Origin of the sequence: Ensifer sp. ENS10 (assembly GCF_014852025.1) — a bacterium.
Taxonomy (GTDB): domain Bacteria; phylum Pseudomonadota; class Alphaproteobacteria; order Rhizobiales; family Rhizobiaceae; genus Ensifer.
In genome coordinates this window covers 86,042-105,756 of record NZ_JACVAS010000009.1, presented here as the reverse complement: position 1 = coordinate 105,756, position 19,715 = coordinate 86,042, and the positions used below count along the sequence as shown (strand labels likewise).

Genomic DNA, 19,715 nt, shown 5'->3' with positions numbered 1-19,715 from the left:
CGCCGACTGCGATAAGGTGCGTCTTGCTTCAGACGAGTTTGATGAGAGCGACACCCGCAAGCAGCAGCACCACACCGGCAAGACGCAAGCCCGACACCGACCTTTGCGGGAGGCGGAACCAGCCGTAGCGATCGACGAATACGCTTGCGACCTGCTGACCTGCGACAGTGAAACCAACGGCTGCGGCAGCGCCGATCACCGGGATCGCAGTAAACACCGTGGTGACATAAGTCGCTCCGGCGAAACCGCCGAGCCAACCCCACCAGGGCATGGTCTGCACGCCGCCGATGTTGGGGCGAGGTGTCTTCTGCCTGGCGAGCGCCACCAGCATCACCGCTGCCATGGCGAGCGTGGCGACGAAGAACGAGATCGCGCCCACCGCAAACGGCGCACCGCCAAGCTCCTGGCGCAGCAGTGCATTGACGGCCCCCTGGACCGGGAGGACCGCGCCGGCCACGAGTGCCAAGGCGATCCATCCAAGTTTGTCGGCTTTAAGGTTCTCCTTTGCGCCTTGGCCGAACACGACCATGCCGACACCGATGAGCACGACAAGCGTGCCAGCCGCGGCTCCGGCCCGAAGCCCGGTTTGCGCCACACCAAGCAGCCCAAAGCTATCGAGTGCGAGAGAAGCGAGCATCTGCCCGGCGATAAAGAGGCCGACCGATACCACTGCGCCGAGGCGGGGAAATAGAACGATCGTCGAGACGACGTAGACGGCCGAGGCAGTGCCTCCGATGAGATGCCACCACTCGGCCTGCGGAACTGTGCCAAGCACGGCGATAGTCCCGGTGAACAGGGCGACGAGAAACAGCAAACCGGTGCCAATCGCGAGCTGAAGCGTGGTCGCCGCGAACGGTGATCCGACCGCTTTCGAAAGCTGCGCATTGGCGCCGGCCTGAACCGCGAGCAGACCGCCCGCAACCAGAGCCATTGGGACGAACAGGGTCTCCATGACGGGACCTCCTTGATGAGAATGACGTTGAGCGTGGATAGGGAGAAAGGATTAGGCGCTGATGCTCTCGCGGACCGGCAGCCGCGGGACGACAAGTCCGCGCAGCACAGCCGGGCGGGCACCGACCGCCATGTACCACCGGGCGAGTTGGGGCGTTGCGTCGAGCGTGAGGCCGAGCTTGGTGAGACCGGCATGGATCCATGGCCAGGTCATCACATCGGCAATGCCGTATGCCTCACCCGAGATGTGGGAGTAGCGCGCCAGTTGCCCTTCGAGCACCCGGTAGACACGGTTTGCTTCCGCCTCGAAGCGGCCGATGACATAGGGGATCTTCTCCGGTGCAAAGACCTTGTAGTTCCAGAGCTGACCCAATGTCGGGCCGACATGGGCTGCCTGAAACAAAGTCCAGCTTTGCGCCTGGATGCGCTCGGCATCGGAGCCGGGCAAGAGCACACCGGATCGCGCGGCGAGATAGGGCAGAATCGCGCCCGATTCGAAGACGGTGCGATCCTGATCCGGATCGACGATAACCGGTATCTTGTTGTTGGGATTGAGGGCCAGCAACTCCGATGTCCTCTGCTCGCCGGCCTCGATGTCGATGACGTGAACATCATAGGGCAGTCCGGTCTCCTCCAGCATGATCGAGACCTTGTGACCATTCGGCGTCTGGTAGGTGTAAAGTTGGATGGGGGTCATCCTGCGTGTCTCCATCGACCGGCCCGCCCGATCGTGGTTATTTAGTTAGACCGTGCTTTCTCGCAGTGCGATCTGTGTCTTTGCCGCTTAACACTGCATATTTGCACATCCACCACAACGCGCCGACCAAACACCAAGACGCCTGATCGAGATCGGCTTTCCCGACCGAGAATGACGGGGACAGCACTGCAACTTCGCTCGCCCGGTCCGCTTCCCTGTTGTAAGTTTGCGCAATCATGCACAGCCACCACCAAATCGACTGGGAAGATCTCCGCTTTGTCCTGGCGGTCGCGGAGGCGAATTCTCTTGCCGCTGCCGCCCGCGCGCTCGGCGTCAATCACACCACCGTGCTCCGCCGCGTCGGATCGTTCGAACAGAAATTGGGTGTTCGGCTGTTTGATCGCCTCCCGTCCGGCTACACGCTGACTGCCGGGGGCGAGGAACTGCTCGCGGTGGCGCGGCAGATGGCCGAAACGGTCACTGAACTCGAACGGCGCCTGACGGGACAAGATCTGCGTCTGGAAGGCAGCCTGCGGATCACCACCACCGATACCCTCATGGCTTCGATTTTGCCGTCGATACTGGCTGCCTTCCAGCAGCGCCACCCCGGCGTCCTGCTTGAGGTGAGCACGTCGAATGCCCTGGCAAATCTCTCCCACCGCGACGCGGACGTCGCCATTCGCCCAGCCGTCGATTCCCCCGACGCTCTCGTTGGCCGCCGGATCGCGAGTGTTGCCTTCGCCGTTTATGCGGCACCTTCCTACCTGCACGAACGCGGCTTGGCATCAGTCGACGAGATCGACTTCGCGAGGGAACGCTGGGTTGGGCTCGGCGATGCGCTTGCTTCCACAAGCGTCGCACGATGGATGCGCGCGACGCTGCCGGTGCCAGCGGTGCTGCGCTGTGACTCGCTGGTTACCGCGCGCGAAGCGGCAGCAGCCGGCATCGGGCTTACCGCTCTCCCTTGCTATCTCGGCGATACGACGTCCGGCCTGATGCGCATCGGCCCGCCGGTTGCTGAAATGACGAGGGAACTCTGGCTTCTCACCCACGAGGATCTGCGCCGCACGGCCCGTGTCAGCGCCTTTACCGAGTTTGCAAGTCAGGCGCTCACGAAACATCGCCCGCTATTCGAAGGGCATCATCCCTCCGACCCCTCTCGTTAGAAAATGCGACTGGCCCACTAGTCCACTGCCGGGTACTTCCCGCGCTTTAACCGACCGAGCGCTTCGGCATGGAGCGTCTCGTTTGCTGCCATGAGGACTGTCTCGTACCTGTGTGTGTCAGCCAGTGGGTGGCCCTCCCAGTCCGTAACGATACCGCCCGCCCCTTCGATGATGGGTATCTGCGGAAGGATGTCGTAATCGAACACGTTGCTCTCGACCAGGAGGTCAACGCTACCAAGCGCGAGCAGGCCGGCAGCGTAGCAATCATGCGACATGCGCGTGAAACGCGCGCCGGCGGCCAGGCGCGAGAAGCGCTCTCTGGCATCGAGATCGAACTGCTCAAGGGCCGACGTATAGACGATCGCCTCCTTGAGGCGGGCCGTATCGCTCGTTTGGACCGGTACACCGTTGAAGAGGGTCGGGCATCCGCGCTGGCCAACCCAGCGTTCGTTTGTTACCGGCTGATCGATGATGCCAAGGAGCGGCGTGCCCTGATGCAGGAGAGCGATTTGGGTACCGAAAGCCAGCGAGCCGGAAGCAAAAGACTTCGTGCCGTCAATCGGATCGAGCACCCAAGCCCATTCCGCATCCGCGTTGGAAACGCCAAACTCCTCGCCACGAACGCCGTGGTCAGGAAAGCGCATCTCGATCATCTGTCGCATCGTCATTTCGGCAAGGCGATCGGCTTCAGTAACGGGACTGCTGTCCGCTTTGGCTGAGATCTCCAGCCGTTGGCGGAAATAGGGGCGTATAACGGTGGCGGCGGCATCGGCCAGTTCGTGGGCGAATGCCAGAAACGCCGGCGGGCAGACGTGTTCGGCCGTCATTCTTGGACCTTCTCAGCTTGGGTTATGATTTTCTGCAACAGGCTTCGGACGGTTTCGACCTGCCTGTGGGCGGCCGCTATCTCCTGGCGCAGCCGCGTCTCCTGATTGCCCGTTCCGATCGTCGTGAAGCTTGGCGAGCGGGCGGGAATGAACGGGTCCCCGGCCTCGGAAGCAAAGCGGAGTGCAGGCGCGAAGTAGCCCTCCTCCTCTTCCAGCCCGAAGGCCAGGACCTGGGGCCTGTCGCCGCCAAGCAGCAAGAGTTCCACCAACATCGCGAGCATCGGCAAATCGCCGTTTCCAGACAGGCAGGCGAGATGCGCCCAACCCCCGCGGTCCGCCCGCACGAGGCAGTCCTTGACATGTACCTCGGTGATGTATGGCGCCTGCGCTGCCAGGGCCGACATCGGCGCTTCGAACGCATTGATCATGTTGCCGAAATCGAACAGGAGGCTGAGGCGCGGGTTAGCGACCGCCTCGATGATTTGGATCAACTCTGCTGATTTTAGATCCTCATGCTGTTCAAGCGTGAACCGGAGCCTGCCTTCAGGATCGAGTACCTCAAGCCGCTTGAGATCTGCGATCGTCCACGCAACGATCTCAGAAACCCGCCCTTCGTAACGCGGGTAGCAGCGAAGCGAGGTGGCTCCGGTCAAGAGCGCGATGCGCACCGCATCCGAGAGCCCGGCAAGTTCCGTCGTGCTGGTCTCGACATGCAGCTCCAGATTGAACCCGCTCACCGCCGCGCCAAAGGCGCTCAACGCCTCGTCCGGCATTCTGGCGAGACTTGCCTGCTCGCCGTCCTCGACATGAATCTTGAGGCCCGCGAGACGCTGCTCTCTCGCGAATTCAACTAGATCCAAGGGTTTCATGCCGCCAAAGCGGAAGTTCAGGTGAAAGGCATAGGCATGGGCAAACAGCGGCGCGCGTCGTGCCCGCGCAGCGAGCCGCGCGCGACTTTCGGCCGACAGCCCCTCTATCCTCTGCCTCCAGTTCGGACGATGCGTCATTTCCCATGGCATATCGGTCACCATCCCGGTTCCTTCACGAGCTTCGTCAGGCGGCAAGAACGAGCAGGTCACGATCAGAAATGCTGACCTCGACCGGGGTGCCGACCGAAGGCGGCGGCGTGTCGGGTTGGTTGAAGGTGTCGAGCGAGACGAACTGACCGGCAACCGCGACACGGATGCGGATCACAGACCCCAGGAAATGCACCTCCGCAATATGGCCGGAGAGAACGACGCTGCCCTCGTCTTTTCGCCCCAGCACCACTGTTTCCGGCCGGAGCGCCAGGCTCAACCGGTCACCAGCCCGGCCGGGCAGTTCCCGGTTCAGCGCCACCGGGATATCCCCCAGCCCTACCCGCCCCGCGGCTGCGTCGAGGAGGCGGGCGTCGAGAAGATTGAGTGTCCCAACGAACTGCGCCACGAAACGCGTCGCCGGCCGATTGTAGATTTCAAATGGCGTGCCGACCTGATCGGCTATGCCTTGATGCATGACCACTACGCGGTCCGACATCGACAGCGCCTCTTCCTGATCGTGCGTCACGAAGATGGTGGTGATGCCGAGCTCACGCTGGATACGGCGGATCTCCTCCCGCAGGCTCGTGCGTATCTTCGCGTCAAGGGCCGATAGAGGTTCATCAAGCAGCAGAACCTGCGGCCGGATTGCGAGCGCACGCGCCAAGGCCACCCGCTGCTGCTGGCCGCCGGAAAGCTGGAACGGGTAGCGCTCGCCGAGTTTCGGCAGGCCGACCAGCTCCAACATTTCACCAACACGCGCGCTGATCGCTGCCTTTCCCTCGCCCTTTATTCGCAGGCCGAACCCGATGTTCTGCTCAACCGTAAGATTGGGAAAAAGTGCATAGGCCTGGAACACCATCCCAATGTTGCGACGGTTGGCAGCCAAGCCGCTTACATCGCGCCCGTCGATGCAAATCGCGCCGGACGTCGGCGTCTCGAAGCCGGCGACCATACGCAGGACCGTGGTCTTGCCGCAGCCGGAGGGCCCGAGGAAGGAGATGAATTCGCCCTTCTCGATATTGAGATTGAAATCCTTGACGACGCGCTGCGCGCCGAAGGACTTTTCCAGATGAAGGATGTCGAAAAAGGCCATGGTCAACGCCTCACGGTAGAGAATTTGGAAAAGCGGGTGAAAAGCTGGATCAGCCCCATGCAGGCCCAGGTAATGGCAAAGGCCACCACCGCGAGCGCCGACGGCTCGTAGGCGCGGTTGCCGCCCATCCAGACCATGTACGGACCGAAGGACCCGACGTTGAGCAACGCGGCGAAAACATATTCACCGATGACGATCGCGAAGGTCAGAAAAGCCCCTGAGAGTACCGAGACGAAGACGTTCGGCAGGATGACGACGGCGAGAATGCGCGCCCAACCGGCCCCAAGGCTCTGTGCCGCCTCCGTCAGGCTGCCGATATCGATGGTGCGAAGGCCCGTGTCCACCGAGCGATACATGTAAGGTAGCGACAACGTCGCATAGCCGAACAGAAGCAGGAGGTTGGTGCCCCACCAGCTTCCCGTCAGCGGCAGGGCCGAGGACGTGTTGTAGATGCGGATATAGCCGAAGACGATGACGATCGGCGGAATGACCAGCGGCAGCAGCGTCAGGAACTCGACGATCGGGCGCAACCCGGGAAAACGCAGCCGCACGAAATAGGCGGTCGGGACCACGATCAGGATGCCGAGTGCAATCGTCAGCAGTGCCAACACCACCGAATAGCCAAAGGTCTGCTGGAATTGCGGATCGGCCAGCACGACACGATAGGCTTCGAAGCTGTAGCCATCGCGCTGCATGCGCATGGAAAAATCGAACATGCCGACGAGCGGCAGCAGGAAGTAGAGCCCGCCCAAGGCGACGGCGAGCCAGGACCAGAGGCGTCTCTCCGTCATTTGACCCACCTTTCCGCACGCATGCGCAGGAGGATGTAGATCGCGTTGGCAATGGCGGTCAGCAGGATCATGGCAAAGGCGATGGCGTAGCCCAGATGCGGATCGTTGAGCACGTCGCCGCGGATCTGCGCAAACAGTACGATCGGCGCGATCGAGAGTGATGAGCCGGTCAGTGCGATTGCGGTCGCAACAGCACCAAAGGCATTGGCAAAAAGCAGAGCGAGCGTGCCGAGAAGCGAGGGCCACAGCACCGGCAACGCCACCAGTCGCCAGTATTGAAAACCGCTGGCGCCAAGGCTTTCCGCCGCCTCCCGCCATTCGCGCCGCAGCCCCTCCAGTGCTGGCGTGATGATCAGCACCATCAGCGGAATCTGGAAATAGAGATAGGTAAGTGCCAGCCCGAGAAACGAGACGATGTTGAAGCCGGCCCCGTAAAGATTGATGCCGAACCAATGGCGCAACAGCATGGTCACGAAACCGAGGCGGCCGAGTGTTGCGATAAAGGCGAAGGCGAGTGGCACACCGGCAAAATTCGAGGCGACGCCCGAGAAAGTGAGGATGGCATTGCGCAACGGGCGCGGAAGGCCACCGAGGGTGATGGCGGCAGCGATCAGGAAACCGAAAAGACATCCAAGTACTGCGGTCAGCAGGCTGAGCTCGATCGAAATCCAGAAGGCCGACCGTATCGAGGGCGCCAGAAGCTTGCCAAGGTTCTCAAGCGTCACCTGTCCCTCAGCGTTGCGGAACGCGCCAAGCACGATGTTGAGAGTGGGTAGGATGAGGAAGAGCGTGGCAAAGAGGAAGAAAGGGGCAACCCCGAGCCAGCTGAGGACCTGCCGCGGCTTGAAGGCCGCCGGCAGGGATGCGACGCTTGTCGTCATCGGATTTGTCCCTGGAATAAATTGCGCCAAAGGCTGGCAAGAGGCCTCCTGACAGGTAAGCCTCCCGCCGACCGGGAGAGTTATTTCACGTTGGCGCCGACCACCTTGTCCCAGCCCTCGACCACCGCGGTCTTGTTGGCGGAAAGTTCATCGACTGTCGGGAAGATTGCCTTTTCATAGGCTTCGGCCGGCGGCAGCTTGTCGAGCAGCTCCTGCGGGAACTTGCCGGCCTTCAGCATGGCGTTGAAACGCGCGGGGTGGCAGTAGCCCTTCAGCCAGGCGGTCTGACCCTCGTCGGAATAGAGATATTCCATCCAGAGCTTGGCGGCGTTCGGGTGCGGCGCATAGGCCGAGATCGCCTGCACATAGACGCCGGCGACGACTCCGCTTGCCGGCACGACCACGTCCATCGGCGGATTGCCGTTCAGCGCGTCGCGCCAGGCCAGCAGATTGTAGTCCCAGGCAGCGACAATCGGCGTTTGCCCCTGTGCGATCGTGCCGGCCTTGCCGAGCACTGGCACGAAGTTGCCGGACTTGTTCAGTTCGGCAAAAAGCTCAAGGCCCTTGCCGCCGGATTCCGCTCCAGGCTTGGCGCCTCGCGCGATGCCTGCCGACATCAGCGCCAGGATCGCCTGCGCCGAGGACCGCGGGTCGCCGGTCAGCGCCACGGCCCCGGAGTATTCGGACTTCGACAGATCCGACCAGTCGGCCGGTGCGGACTCAAGCAGGTCCTTGTTCACACCGAATGCCATGACGCCGTAGTAGTCGCCGTACCAATAGCCCTTCTCGTCCTTGATGTTGTCAGGGATTTCGTCCCAGGTCGCCACCTTGTATGGTTGAAGCAGGCCCTCCTGCGCGGCGGCCGGCGCAAAGGCCAGGCCGAGATCGACGACGTCTGGTGCCTGCGAGCCCGTATTGCCCTTGTTCGCCCGGATCGCTTCCAGCTCATCGGCCGTGCCGGCATCGGGGTTCAGCTCGTTGACCTCGATGCCCGGATATTTCGCCTTGAAGTCGGCGATAACCTCTCCGTAGTTGCACCAGTCATGGGGCAGCGCGATGACTGTCAGCGTGCCTTCCTTGGTGGCGGCTGCCACGAGTTCTTGCGAAGCCTCGGCGCGGGCGATACCCGGCAGCGCCGCGGCCAGGGCAAGGGTGGAGATGAAGGCGCGGCTCGTTGCGCGCGATAGAAGTCTCTTCATGGTTTCCTCCTGTTGACCGTCTGCGACGGATCGTGGGCGATGGCTACTTCTGTCCTTGCATCCGGTCGTCGGCACCGCCGTCAGTTCCGGTTCCCCCGCACCTTGTCTGCGTCCTGCGGAGGGCTGCATCGGTGCGTTTTCGTGTAGGGACAGGATGTAACAATTGGACAACAAATAAACGTCCATTATGGTGAAATTGACTGTACCAATTTTGGAGATGCATCGGTGGTCAAACAGCTTGAAGGCCCGATCCTGCCTTTCCTTCGCCTCGATGCCGCGATCGCCCTGCCGAAATTCCGCCAGGTGCAGGATCAGTTGCGCATGGCGATCCTCAAGGGACACCTGCGTGCCGGAACACGCCTGCCTGCGAGCCGCATCCTTGCCGGGGAGTTGGGCCTGTCGCGCCAGACCTTGGTGCGAGTGCTCGATAACCTGAAAGCAGAGGGCTATCTGGAAGCCCGACAGGGAGCCGGCACCTTCGTGTCGGCGGCCTTGCCCCGCCAATCCGCGAAACACCGGTTCACCCCAACTCCGCGGGATGCCGCAGAGACTGCACCGCCGCGCCTGTCGCGTATTGGCGAGCTGTCACGCCGGATGTCAGCCGATATCGGCCAGATGGAAGACAGGCCTTTCCTCCCCAACCGTCCGGCGCTCGATCGGTTTCCCTTTGCCGTCTGGCGGAAATGCTGGAATTCGGTGACGCGCGGCGGCAAGGCCGTGGCCATGGGCTATGGCGACGTTGCGGGCGAGTTGGTTCTGCGGCAGAGGATTGCCGAATATCTGGCCCTGCATCGGCGCGATCCCTGCGATCCCGAGCAGATCGTCATCACGCCGGGCGGGCATGCCGCCTTCACGCTCGCAGTCCTGGCGCTCGCCGATCCTGGCGACGGGATATGGTTCGAAAACCCGGGGCCCGTCACCACCAGCAACCTGTTCCGCACGCTCGAGCTGCGGCTGTGCCCAACGAATGTCGACGCAGACGGTTTGGATGTCGAAGGAGCCATGGCTCGTTATCCCGATGCGCGGCTCGCCTTCGTCATGCCATCGCGCCACCACCCGCTCGGTGTCACACTGTCGCTGCCGCGCCGGCTTGCCCTCCTCGAATGGGCGCGAGCAAACGATACCTGGATCATCGAGGACGATTACGACAGCGAATTCCGTTATGACGGCGCGCCGCTTCCCTCCATGCGCTCCATCGACAGCAACGGACGCGTGATCTATGCCGGCAGCTTCAGCAAAGCGCTCTATCCGGGTCTGCGTATCGGCTATCTCGTCTTGCCACCGCAACTGATCGGTGCTTTCCGCAACCTGTCGGCACTGATCCATCGCAGCGTGCCGGTCGAAACCCAGCTCGCGCTCGCCGAGTTCATCGGCGGCGGACATTTTGCCAGTCATCTGCGCCGCATGCGTGGCCTTTATGCCGAGCGCCGCGAGGCGTTCATGCAAGCCGGGCGGGACGTCCTTGCAGGACTTGCCCGCGTTGACTGTTCCGAAAGCGGGCTCAACGCACTCGCTTGGCTGCAAGACGGTCGTGAAGACCAGGCCTCGCACCGCGCCGTGCTCGATGCGGGACTGCAATGCTATCCGCTGTCGGACTACACGATCGCGACGCCTCAGCCGGCTGCGCTCATTCTCGGCTATGCCGGTGTTCCGGCGGATCGGATGAGACCTCTTCTTCTTCGGCTGGCCGAAGCGATCGCCCGAACGTAAGCCAACATCGGGAGCGGAGGCGAGGAGCCTCTCGACCGCCAAACTGCTTCTGTCAGGTGCCTATACGACTTCCTGCCCGGTCGCTACGCGGACGAATGGATGCACAGTGGCCGGCTTCGGCTGCGCGCCCCGGAGCGCATGACCTTCGCGGACATGTTCCACATCGCTCACCACCTGGAGTTCAATTTCGTTTGAGGCGCAATGCTTCGAGGCCGCCAGAGGCCCGACAAAGGGAAGTGGCGGCTCACCAGGCGACGGCGAAGCGTCGCTCTCCGCGACGGATTGCTCGCAGCAGCCCTCCAGGCGATCGGAACCGATGAGCGTGAACCCGCAAAATTGACCGCGACGGCATTTCAATCTCCGACGCTTAAGCCTCGGAGACAAAAGGGCATCGGCAACTGGCAAGGACCCTGATCCCTCTGCCGCTGCATTCTTCGGATTTGACAAGCCCGATCCTCGCCCCAGTTCATGGAGATGGCTTTAAGTGAGGTCGTGCGCAGCAACGCACAACGAACAGCAGCACTGGTCAAATGGACCCTCGGCCGGGAACGACCGCGCCGGAGCAGCCCTGTTTCCTCCATGCGCAGCTTCTGGGGCCTGTTGCTGGCCTACTGGCTCTCCGAACGTTGGCGCGAGGCATGGGGCTTAACCTTTCTCATCCTGCTGCTCACCGGATTGTCGGCGCAAGCAAGCGTCTACTTCGCCCTGACGTCCGGCGAGCTCGTCAATCGGATCGCCAACTTTCACCACCCCACCGTGCCCACCACGCCTTCGTCGCTCCTGATCACCGCGGCAACGCTCGCGGCGATCGCGATCATCAGGGATGCCGGGTTCACTGCGGTCCGCCATTTCTTCTCGACCACACTCCACCGGAAATGGCGCCAGTGGCTGGATGAACGCTTCAACCAGGCGCTGCTCGATTCCAACCATACCCATTTCCACCTTCAGCAGAACGGATTTGGCGCCGCGACCGAAGGCGAGAGCTCGTCGCCCGACAACATCGACCAGAGGGTACAGGAAGCCATAAAGGGCATGACAGGAGGTGCCATCGGTCTTGGCGTGGGCATCGCCGGCGTCGTGCTGTCGCTTGGCTTCGTCGGGAGCAAACTGATCGAAACATCGAGCCCCGTCAGGGGGCTTGATCTGCTCGGCAGCTACGGCAGCGCCTGCCTGATGTTTCTGGCGATCGCGATCTACGTGCCGCTCAATACGTTCATCGCAGCCAAACTCGGCAGTGTCCTGCAGGGCCTGTCCACACGCATTCAATCGGCCGAGGGCAGCTATCGCAGCGAATTGAACCAATTGTTGCACCGTAGTTTTCATGTTGCGGTCATCAAGGGCGAACCGGCGCAGAAGGCCATCAACGGGCGCCGATATCGCGAGATCGACCACACCTGGACGAGGCTCAACCGCGTGACCGCCGGCTACATGGGCTTCGAGCTGGTGCATAATTTCCTCGGCTCACGCATCGTTGCCTATGCGCCAGGGCTACTCCCCTACGTCGACAAAACGATCAGCCTGCAGGACTATGTCACCGGCGCCGAGCTGGCGACGGCTCTGATCAACGAATGCTCGTGGTTCATCCATGCGATGCCCGACATCGCGACGCTCAGGGCGAATGCACACCGGATCACCGAGCTTGCCCAAGCAATAGAAGCGGTGCAGCAGCCGCAGGATTACTATGCTCGCAGCGGCCCCTCGGTGTTCGAGTACAAGACCCAGGACACCGCGCGCGGACTTACGATCCAAGCGGTCGAGCTCATGCATGCCGGCGATGACCAGGCTTTCCTGACCGCTGACGAACTGAATTTCCTTCCCGGAGAGTGGACCTTGGTGGTCGGTGAATCTGGAAGCGGCAAGACTTCGCTTCTGAAGGCAATCAACGGTCTGTGGGCACACGGACGCGGCACGATCACGACGCCGGAGAACGTGCGAAGCCTCTACGCTGCCCAGGACGTCAAGCTCCAGGGTGTTTGCCTGAAGGATCTCGTCTGCCTGCCGGATGAGGCTGACGCCCATGACGTCGCCTCTGTCGTATCGGCGTTGGAGGAAGCCGGGCTCGAAGAAATTACGGAAGGGCTTTCGAGCGATGGTCGCGATGGGCAGAACTGGGACAAGCTTCTGTCGGGAGGCGAGAAGCAGAAACTGGTCCTTGCGAGAATCCTGCTATTAAGGCCAGGCCTGCTCTTCCTCGACGAGGCGACAAGCGCCCTTGATAGCGACGCGGTTCGGGCGTTCCATCAATCGATCAAGGGCCATTGCCCGGAGGCGACGGTGATCGCCGTTATGCACGACACCTCGTCGATCCAGTCAGAAAGCGGGGTCGATTTCTTCGATAGCGTGCTCACCATCGACAACGGCATCGCGACGAAAACGCCAATTACCGACTGGCGCGATACGCAGGAGTAGCTGCCACCGGCGGCCCGCCCTATTTCTTGGGTCATGTGCCGCGCATTCATTTTGTGACGCGGCGTGAACAGCGATCAAATTCCCCCGAAGCTAGGAGCCCCAATGCGTATTGCCCTCCTTGTCAACGCACTCGAAACCGAAGCGCCGGCCTATACGACGACCGCATTGGCGCTTGCCGCGCTCTCTCGCGGACACGAGGTTCTTTACGTCACGCCTGGTGATTTTATCCTGCGCCCTGACGATACACTGATGATACGGGCGGCCGGTTTCGTCGGCACGCGACCGAAGAAGCCCGAGACGCTCTTGCGAGCACTTACGGACGCCGACAAAACCATCGTCAACGTCGAAGAAGTGGACGTTCTGCTGCTTCGCAACGATCCGTCGGAGGACGCCGAAAACCGACCCTGGGCATCTCACGCCGGGGCGAATTTCGGCCGTCTCGCCGCGGAGCGCGGTACGATCGTTGTCAACGATCCCTGCGGCTTGGCATTGGCCCAGGACAAGCTCTACTTCCAGGATTTCCCGGTGACCGTTCGCCCGACAACCTTGATCTCCAAGGACATCGATGAAATCCGTACGTTCATTGACAGCCACTCCGAGGGGGTGATCATCAAACCGTTGCAGGGTTCTGGCGGTCGAAACGTCTTCCGGGTGGGTACCAGCACGGAGGGCAATCTTACCCAAATTGTCGAGGCTGTCGGCGTCGTCGGCTATCTTATCGTGCAGAGCTACCTTCCGAAGGCGTCGGACGGCGATACGCGGTTGTTCCTGATGAACGGACGACCGCTGCACAGGGGCGACGTCTATGCTGCGTTCAGACGCGTGCCGCCCAAGGGAGACGTCCGCTCCAACATCCACGCAAGCGGCACTCCAAAGCCGGCCAACGTTACGAAGGAGATGCTGGCGATCGCCGAGACGCTACGGCCGAAGCTCGTTGAAGACGGCATGTTCCTGGTCGGCCTTGATATCGTCGGCGACAAGCTTCTCGAGATCAACGTATTCACGCCTGGCGGCCTCCAGACCATTCGCGAACTCCACGACATCGATTTCTGCGATGAGATCCTGGACTCGCTGGAAAACAAGGTGGACATCAAAAAGACCTATCGGGGATCACTCAGCAATCGGATCCTGTCGACGCTTTGAATTGGCGGCCCAATCCGTCGCGCGCTCCACTTTCGCGCAATGTGTTGACGGAACAGAACCGCCGATCCGGATGTTACTGTCCGCGAGTGGCAGGCAGAGCCCGTTTGCCGCATAGGGCGACAAAGGAGATAGCGTTTCTGTGAATTTTCTACACCAGATTGTCTCTGACGTGCAGTTGATGCTTCGCCGGCCGCCGCGCATGCAGTACGCGGCCTTGTGTTATCGCTTTCGCAAAGACAACACACTGGAGATCCTTCTCATTACCAGCCGGGACACCGGACGCTGGGTCATTCCCAAGGGCTGGCCGATGAAAGGAAAGCGCGCGCATGAGGTGGCTGCGAGAGAAGCCTTTGAAGAGGCTGGCGTGAAGGGCACCTGCCAGAGGTTTCCTTTCGGCCACTACTTCTACAAGAAGAGGCTGGACCATGGGCTCAAGATCTCCTGCAGGGTTCAACTCCACCCCCTGGAAGTCACGCGCATGCGCGGGAAATTCCCCGAGAAGGGAGAGCGAAAGCTCGCCTGGTTCGACTATCGGGAAGCGGCGAAGCGTGTCGCCGAGCCTTCGCTGCGCGACCGGATACTCCGTTTCGGACAGCAACGCGTTCCCTAGAGCCCCGCGCGTTTGGTTTCCAGAGCATCTTTCCGCTTCAAGTGATTCCACTTGAATGCGGGATGCTCTAGTGGACGCTGGCGACCTTGACGGCGTGGGCGAAATCCTCCGCCACCAGCTCACTGATCGCGATCAACACCTCCTCCACCGAAAACCCGGAGTCGATCGTCTCGCGGATCAAAAGCTGGAGGTCAAGTTCAACGACGTCCCGGCAATCCTCGAGCCGTTCCTCAGATACCGTGATGCTCTGCAGTTCTTCCATCGCGAGACTCCTCTTGACGTGGATTCTGCTGGTTAGCCCTCGCAAGCTTGTTCGCACGACCTTCCAACCCTTGGGAGGAGGTTTGAGTTCCGGCGAGAACTCCTCGAAGAGATCAAAGAAAGAGATTCGCTGCAACGCCTTGCGGTCGCATTGAGCCGCCTACCGGTCGCGGTTGCCTTGACGGCGTGACCGCCCTGCATCTCTCGACGGTTCTTCCGGCCCTTCCCAGCCAAAGACGCTGCGACCGCCGAACTCTTGCGATTGTCGAAACTCGCCGGCCACGATCTCCTTGAGATCCGGGCCGGTCACGTATCTCTCGAACTGGCGAGCCTGATCGTCGAGGCGCTTGAGAACCTGCATCTCTTCGTCACGACCGAGCTTCGCTTTCGACACGGCGGACTTCATCACCCGGATCGTCTCGTCGTAGACTTTCAGTGGAACCGGGAACGGGTGGCGATCCTTGCCGCCGTGGGCGAGCGAGAAGCGCGCCGGATCGGCGAACCGGCATGGCGCACCGTGCACCACTTCGGCCACCATCGCCAGCGCCTTGACGGTGCGCGCCCCAACGCCCGGCACCAGCAGGAGATGCTCGAAATCCTCTGGGCCACGGTCGGCGGCCGCAGCGAGCGTGGCATGCAGGCGTTTCATATTGACGTCTTCTTCGCGCACGTCGTGATGTTCAGGCATAATCAGATGCGGCAGCATTGGCTGCGCGCTTTGCTTGGTCACCCGCCTTGGCTCGATGGCTGCGACCTCCCGGACGATCCGATCCGGCCCCAGCGAAGCCAGAAGATCGAGCTGGCTATTGCGCGAGGCCGCGGCGCGGCGGTCGGCAAGGTTGACGATCTCGCCCTGCCGCGCGCCTTCGATCGCCGTGTGGGGCGAATCCACGAAGCTGGTGATCCCCTCCGAAAGCCAATGGTAGCGCCGGGCCTGCCGCTTTTCGCCGTTCATGCCCTGTTGCACGATGACCCATTTGCCGTCGTCGGTGACGATAAAACCGTGCAGGTAAAGGTCGAAGCCGTCTTGAACTGCTGCACTGTCGACCTTTGCGACGAGGCGGCTGGTTGTCGCCAGGCCACTTCCATCGAGGCCCACGCGCTCGCCAATTGCAATCAGCTCGCCGGGGGTCTCCCGGGAATTCCGCCCTCGACCGCCACAGACATGAATACCGAGTTCGCCTGACAGAGGCGACAAACCACGCTTCAGGGCGCCGATGACGCTGGTGGTGATGCCGGAAGAGTGCCAGTCCATGCCCATGACGCATCCGAAAGACTGAAACCAGAACGGATGTGCCAACCGCCGAAGAAACTCGTCTCGACCATATTCGATGACGATCGCCTGGGTGATGATCGCACCAAGTTTCGTCATGCGCTCGCCAAGCCACCGGGGAACCCGGCCACCGTGAAGCGGAAGATCTGCACTGCCTGCTCTCTGGACCATCCGGCTCTTATACACCGGCAGATGGTGCAGTCACACAGGAAAGTTCTCTAAACGTTCTCATTTGCGCCGGCAGTCGGCGAGACCACGGTCGCAAGCCGAATGGTCATGACGAGACCTTGCCCCCATGAAGGTTCGACTTCGCCAGCTTGAGTAAAACCTCAGCGCCACGACCTACACTACCTTTGCGCTTAAGATAGGGTTCAGCAATCGGCGATATGCTCCGCACCAAATGGCATTTGAACAGGTTGCAGAATGAGTGAGTTCCAAAACAGAGCTGTTCGATTGATGGTTGCCTCCTTAGGCGATGCTTCGACCAGCGATATCTCCGTACGTCGCACGAACGTTCTGACGACTGCGCTGGAACTCTATGTTGTTGCCTTGGGGGGATCGCACGAGCAGCTTGAGACCGCCATCGCGAAAAAGGAAAGCGACGCGCCGAGACGTATTTGGTAATCGGCGATCTGATGATGGAGATTAAGCCACATTCACGACATCGACGTCACGCAGGCAGCGCACAATGCTCTCGACAGCGGCTTCCGTGAAAGGACTTCCGCCTAAACTCCGCCCCTCCCGGTCGGCTTCCCGCTTCTCCGGCACCGCGTAGCAATGGTCAGTTAGAAGCGGGCGGCCAGGAAGTTCAATTGGACGTTCAGCCAATACCGGGCCTTTCTGGTCGCGGATTGAACCTCATGCCCAAACTCCTGGGTGTAGCGGCCTTCACACATCGTCGTGTCGACCACCCACAATCCGCCCGCGTAAATCGCCATCAGCAGGAAACCGCGCATGGCGGAGCAGAATGAACATTCGATATTTCTAAATTATTAACGCGGGACGTGATCCGCGATTTATGTCGAGCGGACCGCCTCCGGTCGGCGACCGCCCACGCCCGCGTCCAAAAAAAGAGCCTCCACCAACCAAGCAGAGGCCCAGAGTCAGGCTTGCGATTGGCCGCTGCAGCGGGGACTGCGACGTCGGCGCAACCGCAATCGGAAAAGGCTGACAGAGGCTTCATCCGAAGGCAATGAACCTAAACGGACTATTGGATAGCCAGCCAGGGCTAGACGGAACACCTCCACGGCAGTAGCGATTGAACGCCCACAGGCGATCCGCTGGCGTGCGCGCGAGATTGTGCGGCGGCCTCCGCGCTCACGGCCCAATGATGATTTGATCGCTCAGCGTTACCTTCTCGAAGTCATTGATCAGAACATCGGCACGTACCTGCCAGGTGCCCGCCAGCGGTATGTTCACGCGCTCGATCCGCCAATCTGCGTCGCCGCTCCGCGCTGCCGCACGTTTGAACGGCTCGATGCCGGAATCAGGCTTGGATAGGACGAGCGTCACCTCCTTGGCGGCAAGCGGTTCGACTTCGCCCGTGGCGAGGTTGATCGATACGTCGAGCTCGCCCACCCGTCCGGGCAAGACCTCAACGAGGACCATCGCCTTGTCCGTGTGGATGTGAACGCTTGCAGGCCGAACCGCCAGAGCTAAGAGCACGCGCGACGGCGGCGTGAAGCGCCAGCAAGAAACGGCGCCGAAGATCAGGACGACGATCAGTGTTTCCGCGGCGATCGAGCGGACCAGCCGCTTCGCCGAAGCCCGCTCGCCAGCCATTACCGGTTCCGTCAGGCGCCAGCGATTTGCAAGCGCCAACAGAAACAGTCCGAACAGCAACGCCATCTTGACCATGAGCACCTGGCCATAGGCAGTTTCCAGCAGCGCTTGCGGCTTCTCCACCTGCACAAAGGCCAAGATGAAACCCGCCACGATAAGAACAACGAGCACGTAAGGGACGAACGCCGAGAACCGGCCGAGCGCCTGAAGAGCCATCGGGTCTTCGCGCCGCAACGCGAGGCCCAGGGGAGCGAGCGCTCCAACCCAGAGACTTATCGTGGCGACGTGCAGGAAGACCGCCGGACGCATCAGCCATTGCGGCTCGGCTGTCGATGCATGGCCGCTCAGCGACAAGGCGACGGATGACGCGATCAGCGCGACGAGAGATGACAGTCGAGCAGACCGACCCTTCGCCGGCAGAGCGATGGCGGCCACACAAAAGGCAGCGAAGGCGGCAATGGCCGTACCGCCGAAGCTGGTTGCCATCGCCGTGGACCAAACGACCGGCTCGACAATTTGCGTCACGGAAACGCCCAGTGCATCGAGCCCCTGAAAACCTACAGCGGCAAGTGCGCCGAGAAGCCCTATACCGAGCGCTGCTGCAACGACTTTGCACCCTGATCGCGAGCCAAAGAGCAGCCAGTGGCGCGAAAACACACCGCCGACGCCGATGAACAGCCCCACGTAAAGCGCGAGCTTCGATAGGAGGAGACCGGCGCGCACGGCCCAGTCGATCTCGTCTTCGTTCATGAACGGAGCGGTGCTGGCCGCGCCGACCGAAAAGACGACCGATCCACCGATCGGATGCCCGTCGGTAGAGGTCACGCGCCAGCTGAGCACATGTGTGCCGTGCCCAAGATCGGATGGCGCCGCGATCACGACCACTCGATCCTTCAGGTCGAACCGCTCGAGCGGGATCGCTGTTCCATCCGGTCTGACGAGCTTTAAGGACAACGGCGAAACCGGCTCGCTGAAGGTCAGCACGTAGACCGATGGCGCGGTGCCGACGACCGCGCCATCCTGCGGTTCACTTGTGTTGAGCGATGCGTGGGCGAAGGCCGCGGCGGCATGCATGAGGATCCCGCAGAGCGCGATCACCACCAGCCTCGCAAGACGAGTAAAGCTCGATGATACCAGCATCATGCGTGATCTCCGGTCACTTGGCCCTCGCCCCCACGTTGCGCTGCTCAGTGCCCGCTTTTCTTTTCAAGCAGCTTGATGCCGGGCGCCGGATATTCGAGATCGTCACTCGACTTGCCTTCCGCCGGGACCTCGATCCAACGCTCGGTCGCGCCATCAGGGCACTCCTGCACCAGCGGCACGTAGAGTGTCTTGCCGACTGGCAGGCCCTCGGTCAGAAACGCGCGGAAGACAAACTCCTCATATTCGTCGTCGGCCAGGCTGCCGCCCTTCCAGACGACCTCCTTCACGCCCTCCTTCATCGGCGTGCCGAAGTAGGCATAGGACTTTTCGTAGGCTCCCTTGACCTTCTCCAGCGTCCAGCCCGGCTTCGGCATCGGCTTTGCGGCGATCATGCCTTCCGGGATCTGAACGCGCAGAGCGATCGTCGGCTTGCCCTCGCATCCATGCGGGACGCGGATGACGGCCTTGTAGGACGCGCCGACATGCGCCTCCGTTGTTTCGAGCGTGGAGTGGGCAAAAGCTGCCGTGGTGCCTATCGCGATGAAGGCAGCGGTGGTGATGAGTTTCGACAACATATGGCTATTCCTTTGAGATTGTGTTGGGTCGCGGGAAATCCCCCCGCAGCAGTCAGGGATTGGATGCAGTGATCCGGAAAACGTTGCCGACATTCTTGGTCGGTGGCGGGCAGCGATCGCACAAGACGGTCAGTGCACGGGTCCCCGTTGGCTCAAGACCGGCCTGCAGTCAGGCTTGGAGCACA

General features: G+C 61.6%; 18 protein-coding genes. 6 read left to right on the top strand and 12 right to left on the bottom strand.

Annotated features, from left to right (window positions below; all coding sequences use genetic code 11):
* Window positions 1-28 precede the first annotated feature (28 nt).
* Together IB265_RS26620 and IB265_RS26615 are read right to left on the bottom strand one after the other, a co-directional pair.
* Window positions 29-952, bottom strand: a complete 924-nt coding sequence (locus IB265_RS26620) for a DMT family transporter (protein ID WP_112994839.1) — start codon at window positions 950-952, stop codon at window positions 29-31.
* A 51-nt stretch (window positions 953-1,003) separates the two neighbouring features.
* Entirely contained in the window at window positions 1,004-1,648 is a 645-nt protein-coding gene (locus IB265_RS26615; RefSeq protein WP_192495323.1) for a glutathione S-transferase family protein, read from the bottom strand.
* 236 nt (window positions 1,649-1,884) lie between these two features.
* Here IB265_RS26615 and IB265_RS26610 point away from each other — a divergent pair, with 236 nt between their 5' ends.
* On the top strand, window positions 1,885-2,814 hold the full coding sequence (locus IB265_RS26610) for a LysR family transcriptional regulator (RefSeq protein WP_058327167.1): 930 nt from the start codon (window positions 1,885-1,887) through the stop codon (window positions 2,812-2,814).
* A 17-nt stretch (window positions 2,815-2,831) separates the two neighbouring features.
* Here IB265_RS26610 and IB265_RS26605 read toward each other — a convergent pair whose 3' ends face one another.
* The 6 genes from IB265_RS26605 to IB265_RS26580 form a co-directional block, all read right to left on the bottom strand.
* On the bottom strand, window positions 2,832-3,641 hold the full coding sequence (locus tag IB265_RS26605; protein WP_058327168.1) for an inositol monophosphatase family protein: 810 nt from the start codon (window positions 3,639-3,641) through the stop codon (window positions 2,832-2,834).
* The gene (locus tag IB265_RS26600) at window positions 3,638-4,672 is read right to left on the bottom strand and encodes a sugar phosphate isomerase/epimerase (RefSeq protein WP_192495322.1); all 1,035 of its coding nucleotides are present in this window, start codon (window positions 4,670-4,672) and stop codon (window positions 3,638-3,640) included. Before IB265_RS26600 ends, IB265_RS26605 begins: the two co-directional genes overlap by 4 nt.
* 22 nt (window positions 4,673-4,694) lie before the next feature.
* Complete coding sequence (locus IB265_RS26595; RefSeq protein WP_192495321.1) at window positions 4,695-5,753, bottom strand: ABC transporter ATP-binding protein; 1,059 nt, start codon at window positions 5,751-5,753, stop codon at window positions 4,695-4,697.
* A 2-nt stretch (window positions 5,754-5,755) separates the two neighbouring features.
* The gene (locus tag IB265_RS26590; RefSeq protein ID WP_058321891.1) at window positions 5,756-6,544 is read right to left on the bottom strand and encodes an ABC transporter permease; all 789 of its coding nucleotides are present in this window, start codon (window positions 6,542-6,544) and stop codon (window positions 5,756-5,758) included.
* On the bottom strand, window positions 6,541-7,425 hold the full coding sequence (locus IB265_RS26585; protein ID WP_058321892.1) for an ABC transporter permease subunit: 885 nt from the start codon (window positions 7,423-7,425) through the stop codon (window positions 6,541-6,543). The genes IB265_RS26590 and IB265_RS26585 overlap by 4 nt, the downstream gene beginning before the upstream one ends.
* Window positions 7,426-7,505: 80 nt before the next feature.
* Window positions 7,506-8,624: an ABC transporter substrate-binding protein gene (locus tag IB265_RS26580; protein WP_058327171.1), complete on the bottom strand. Its 1,119-nt coding sequence runs from the start codon at window positions 8,622-8,624 to the stop codon at window positions 7,506-7,508.
* Between the two features lie 225 nt (window positions 8,625-8,849).
* Between IB265_RS26580 and IB265_RS26575 the strand changes: the two genes are divergently transcribed.
* From IB265_RS26575 to IB265_RS26560, 4 genes are all read left to right on the top strand, one after another.
* A complete protein-coding gene (locus IB265_RS26575) occupies window positions 8,850-10,334 on the top strand; it encodes a PLP-dependent aminotransferase family protein (protein WP_058327172.1) in 1,485 nt (494 codons plus the stop codon).
* A gap of 579 nt (window positions 10,335-10,913) precedes the next feature.
* Complete coding sequence (locus IB265_RS26570; RefSeq protein ID WP_058327173.1) at window positions 10,914-12,743, top strand: ABC transporter ATP-binding protein/permease; 1,830 nt, start codon at window positions 10,914-10,916, stop codon at window positions 12,741-12,743.
* 102 nt (window positions 12,744-12,845) lie between these two features.
* The gene (locus IB265_RS26565; protein WP_058321895.1) at window positions 12,846-13,886 is read left to right on the top strand and encodes a glutathione synthetase; all 1,041 of its coding nucleotides are present in this window, start codon (window positions 12,846-12,848) and stop codon (window positions 13,884-13,886) included.
* Between the two features lie 139 nt (window positions 13,887-14,025).
* Window positions 14,026-14,496, top strand: coding sequence for an NUDIX hydrolase (locus IB265_RS26560; protein WP_093235081.1), 471 nt, complete (start codon window positions 14,026-14,028; stop codon window positions 14,494-14,496).
* 67 nt (window positions 14,497-14,563) lie between these two features.
* On the opposite strand, the gene IB265_RS26555 is transcribed toward IB265_RS26560, so the two are convergent.
* Entirely contained in the window at window positions 14,564-14,758 is a 195-nt protein-coding gene (locus IB265_RS26555; RefSeq protein ID WP_057249919.1) for a hypothetical protein, read from the bottom strand.
* Window positions 14,759-14,917: 159 nt separating this feature from the next.
* The gene (locus tag IB265_RS26550; RefSeq protein WP_057249763.1) at window positions 14,918-16,201 is read right to left on the bottom strand and encodes a DUF763 domain-containing protein; all 1,284 of its coding nucleotides are present in this window, start codon (window positions 16,199-16,201) and stop codon (window positions 14,918-14,920) included.
* Window positions 16,202-16,453: 252 nt separating this feature from the next.
* On the opposite strand from IB265_RS26550, the gene IB265_RS26545 reads away from it, so the two are divergent.
* A complete protein-coding gene (locus IB265_RS26545) occupies window positions 16,454-16,654 on the top strand; it encodes a hypothetical protein (protein ID WP_245296086.1) in 201 nt (66 codons plus the stop codon).
* Window positions 16,655-17,347: 693 nt separating this feature from the next.
* Here IB265_RS26545 and IB265_RS26540 read toward each other — a convergent pair.
* Complete coding sequence (locus IB265_RS26540) at window positions 17,348-18,955, bottom strand: copper resistance CopC/CopD family protein (RefSeq protein ID WP_192495320.1); 1,608 nt, start codon at window positions 18,953-18,955, stop codon at window positions 17,348-17,350.
* A gap of 44 nt (window positions 18,956-18,999) precedes the next feature.
* Window positions 19,000-19,530 (bottom strand): YcnI family protein, encoded by a 531-nt coding sequence (locus IB265_RS26535; protein WP_113133047.1) that lies wholly within the window; start codon window positions 19,528-19,530, stop codon window positions 19,000-19,002.
* Between the last annotated feature and the right edge of the window lie 185 nt (window positions 19,531-19,715).

Bases quoted from the DNA above. Each gene is read 5' to 3' on its own strand.
- IB265_RS26620 (WP_112994839.1), bottom strand. From the start codon at position 952: ATGGAGACCCTGTTCGTCCCAATGGCTCTGGTTGCGGGCGGTCTGCTC.
- IB265_RS26615 (WP_192495323.1), bottom strand. From the start codon at position 1,648: ATGACCCCCATCCAACTTTACACCTACCAGACGCCGAATGGTCACAAG.
- IB265_RS26610 (WP_058327167.1), top strand. From the start codon at position 1,885: ATGCACAGCCACCACCAAATCGACTGGGAAGATCTCCGCTTTGTCCTG.
- IB265_RS26605 (WP_058327168.1), bottom strand. From the start codon at position 3,641: ATGACGGCCGAACACGTCTGCCCGCCGGCGTTTCTGGCATTCGCCCAC.
- IB265_RS26600 (WP_192495322.1), bottom strand. From the start codon at position 4,672: ATGGTGACCGATATGCCATGGGAAATGACGCATCGTCCGAACTGGAGG.
- IB265_RS26595 (WP_192495321.1), bottom strand. From the start codon at position 5,753: ATGGCCTTTTTCGACATCCTTCATCTGGAAAAGTCCTTCGGCGCGCAG.
- IB265_RS26590 (WP_058321891.1), bottom strand. From the start codon at position 6,544: ATGACGGAGAGACGCCTCTGGTCCTGGCTCGCCGTCGCCTTGGGCGGG.
- IB265_RS26585 (WP_058321892.1), bottom strand. From the start codon at position 7,425: ATGACGACAAGCGTCGCATCCCTGCCGGCGGCCTTCAAGCCGCGGCAG.
- IB265_RS26580 (WP_058327171.1), bottom strand. From the start codon at position 8,624: ATGAAGAGACTTCTATCGCGCGCAACGAGCCGCGCCTTCATCTCCACC.
- IB265_RS26570 (WP_058327173.1), top strand. From the start codon at position 10,914: ATGCGCAGCTTCTGGGGCCTGTTGCTGGCCTACTGGCTCTCCGAACGT.
- IB265_RS26565 (WP_058321895.1), top strand. From the start codon at position 12,846: ATGCGTATTGCCCTCCTTGTCAACGCACTCGAAACCGAAGCGCCGGCC.
- IB265_RS26555 (WP_057249919.1), bottom strand. From the start codon at position 14,758: ATGGAAGAACTGCAGAGCATCACGGTATCTGAGGAACGGCTCGAGGAT.
- IB265_RS26550 (WP_057249763.1), bottom strand. From the start codon at position 16,201: ATGGTCCAGAGAGCAGGCAGTGCAGATCTTCCGCTTCACGGTGGCCGG.
- IB265_RS26545 (WP_245296086.1), top strand. From the start codon at position 16,454: ATGAGTGAGTTCCAAAACAGAGCTGTTCGATTGATGGTTGCCTCCTTA.
- IB265_RS26540 (WP_192495320.1), bottom strand. From the start codon at position 18,955: ATGATGCTGGTATCATCGAGCTTTACTCGTCTTGCGAGGCTGGTGGTG.
- IB265_RS26535 (WP_113133047.1), bottom strand. From the start codon at position 19,530: ATGTTGTCGAAACTCATCACCACCGCTGCCTTCATCGCGATAGGCACC.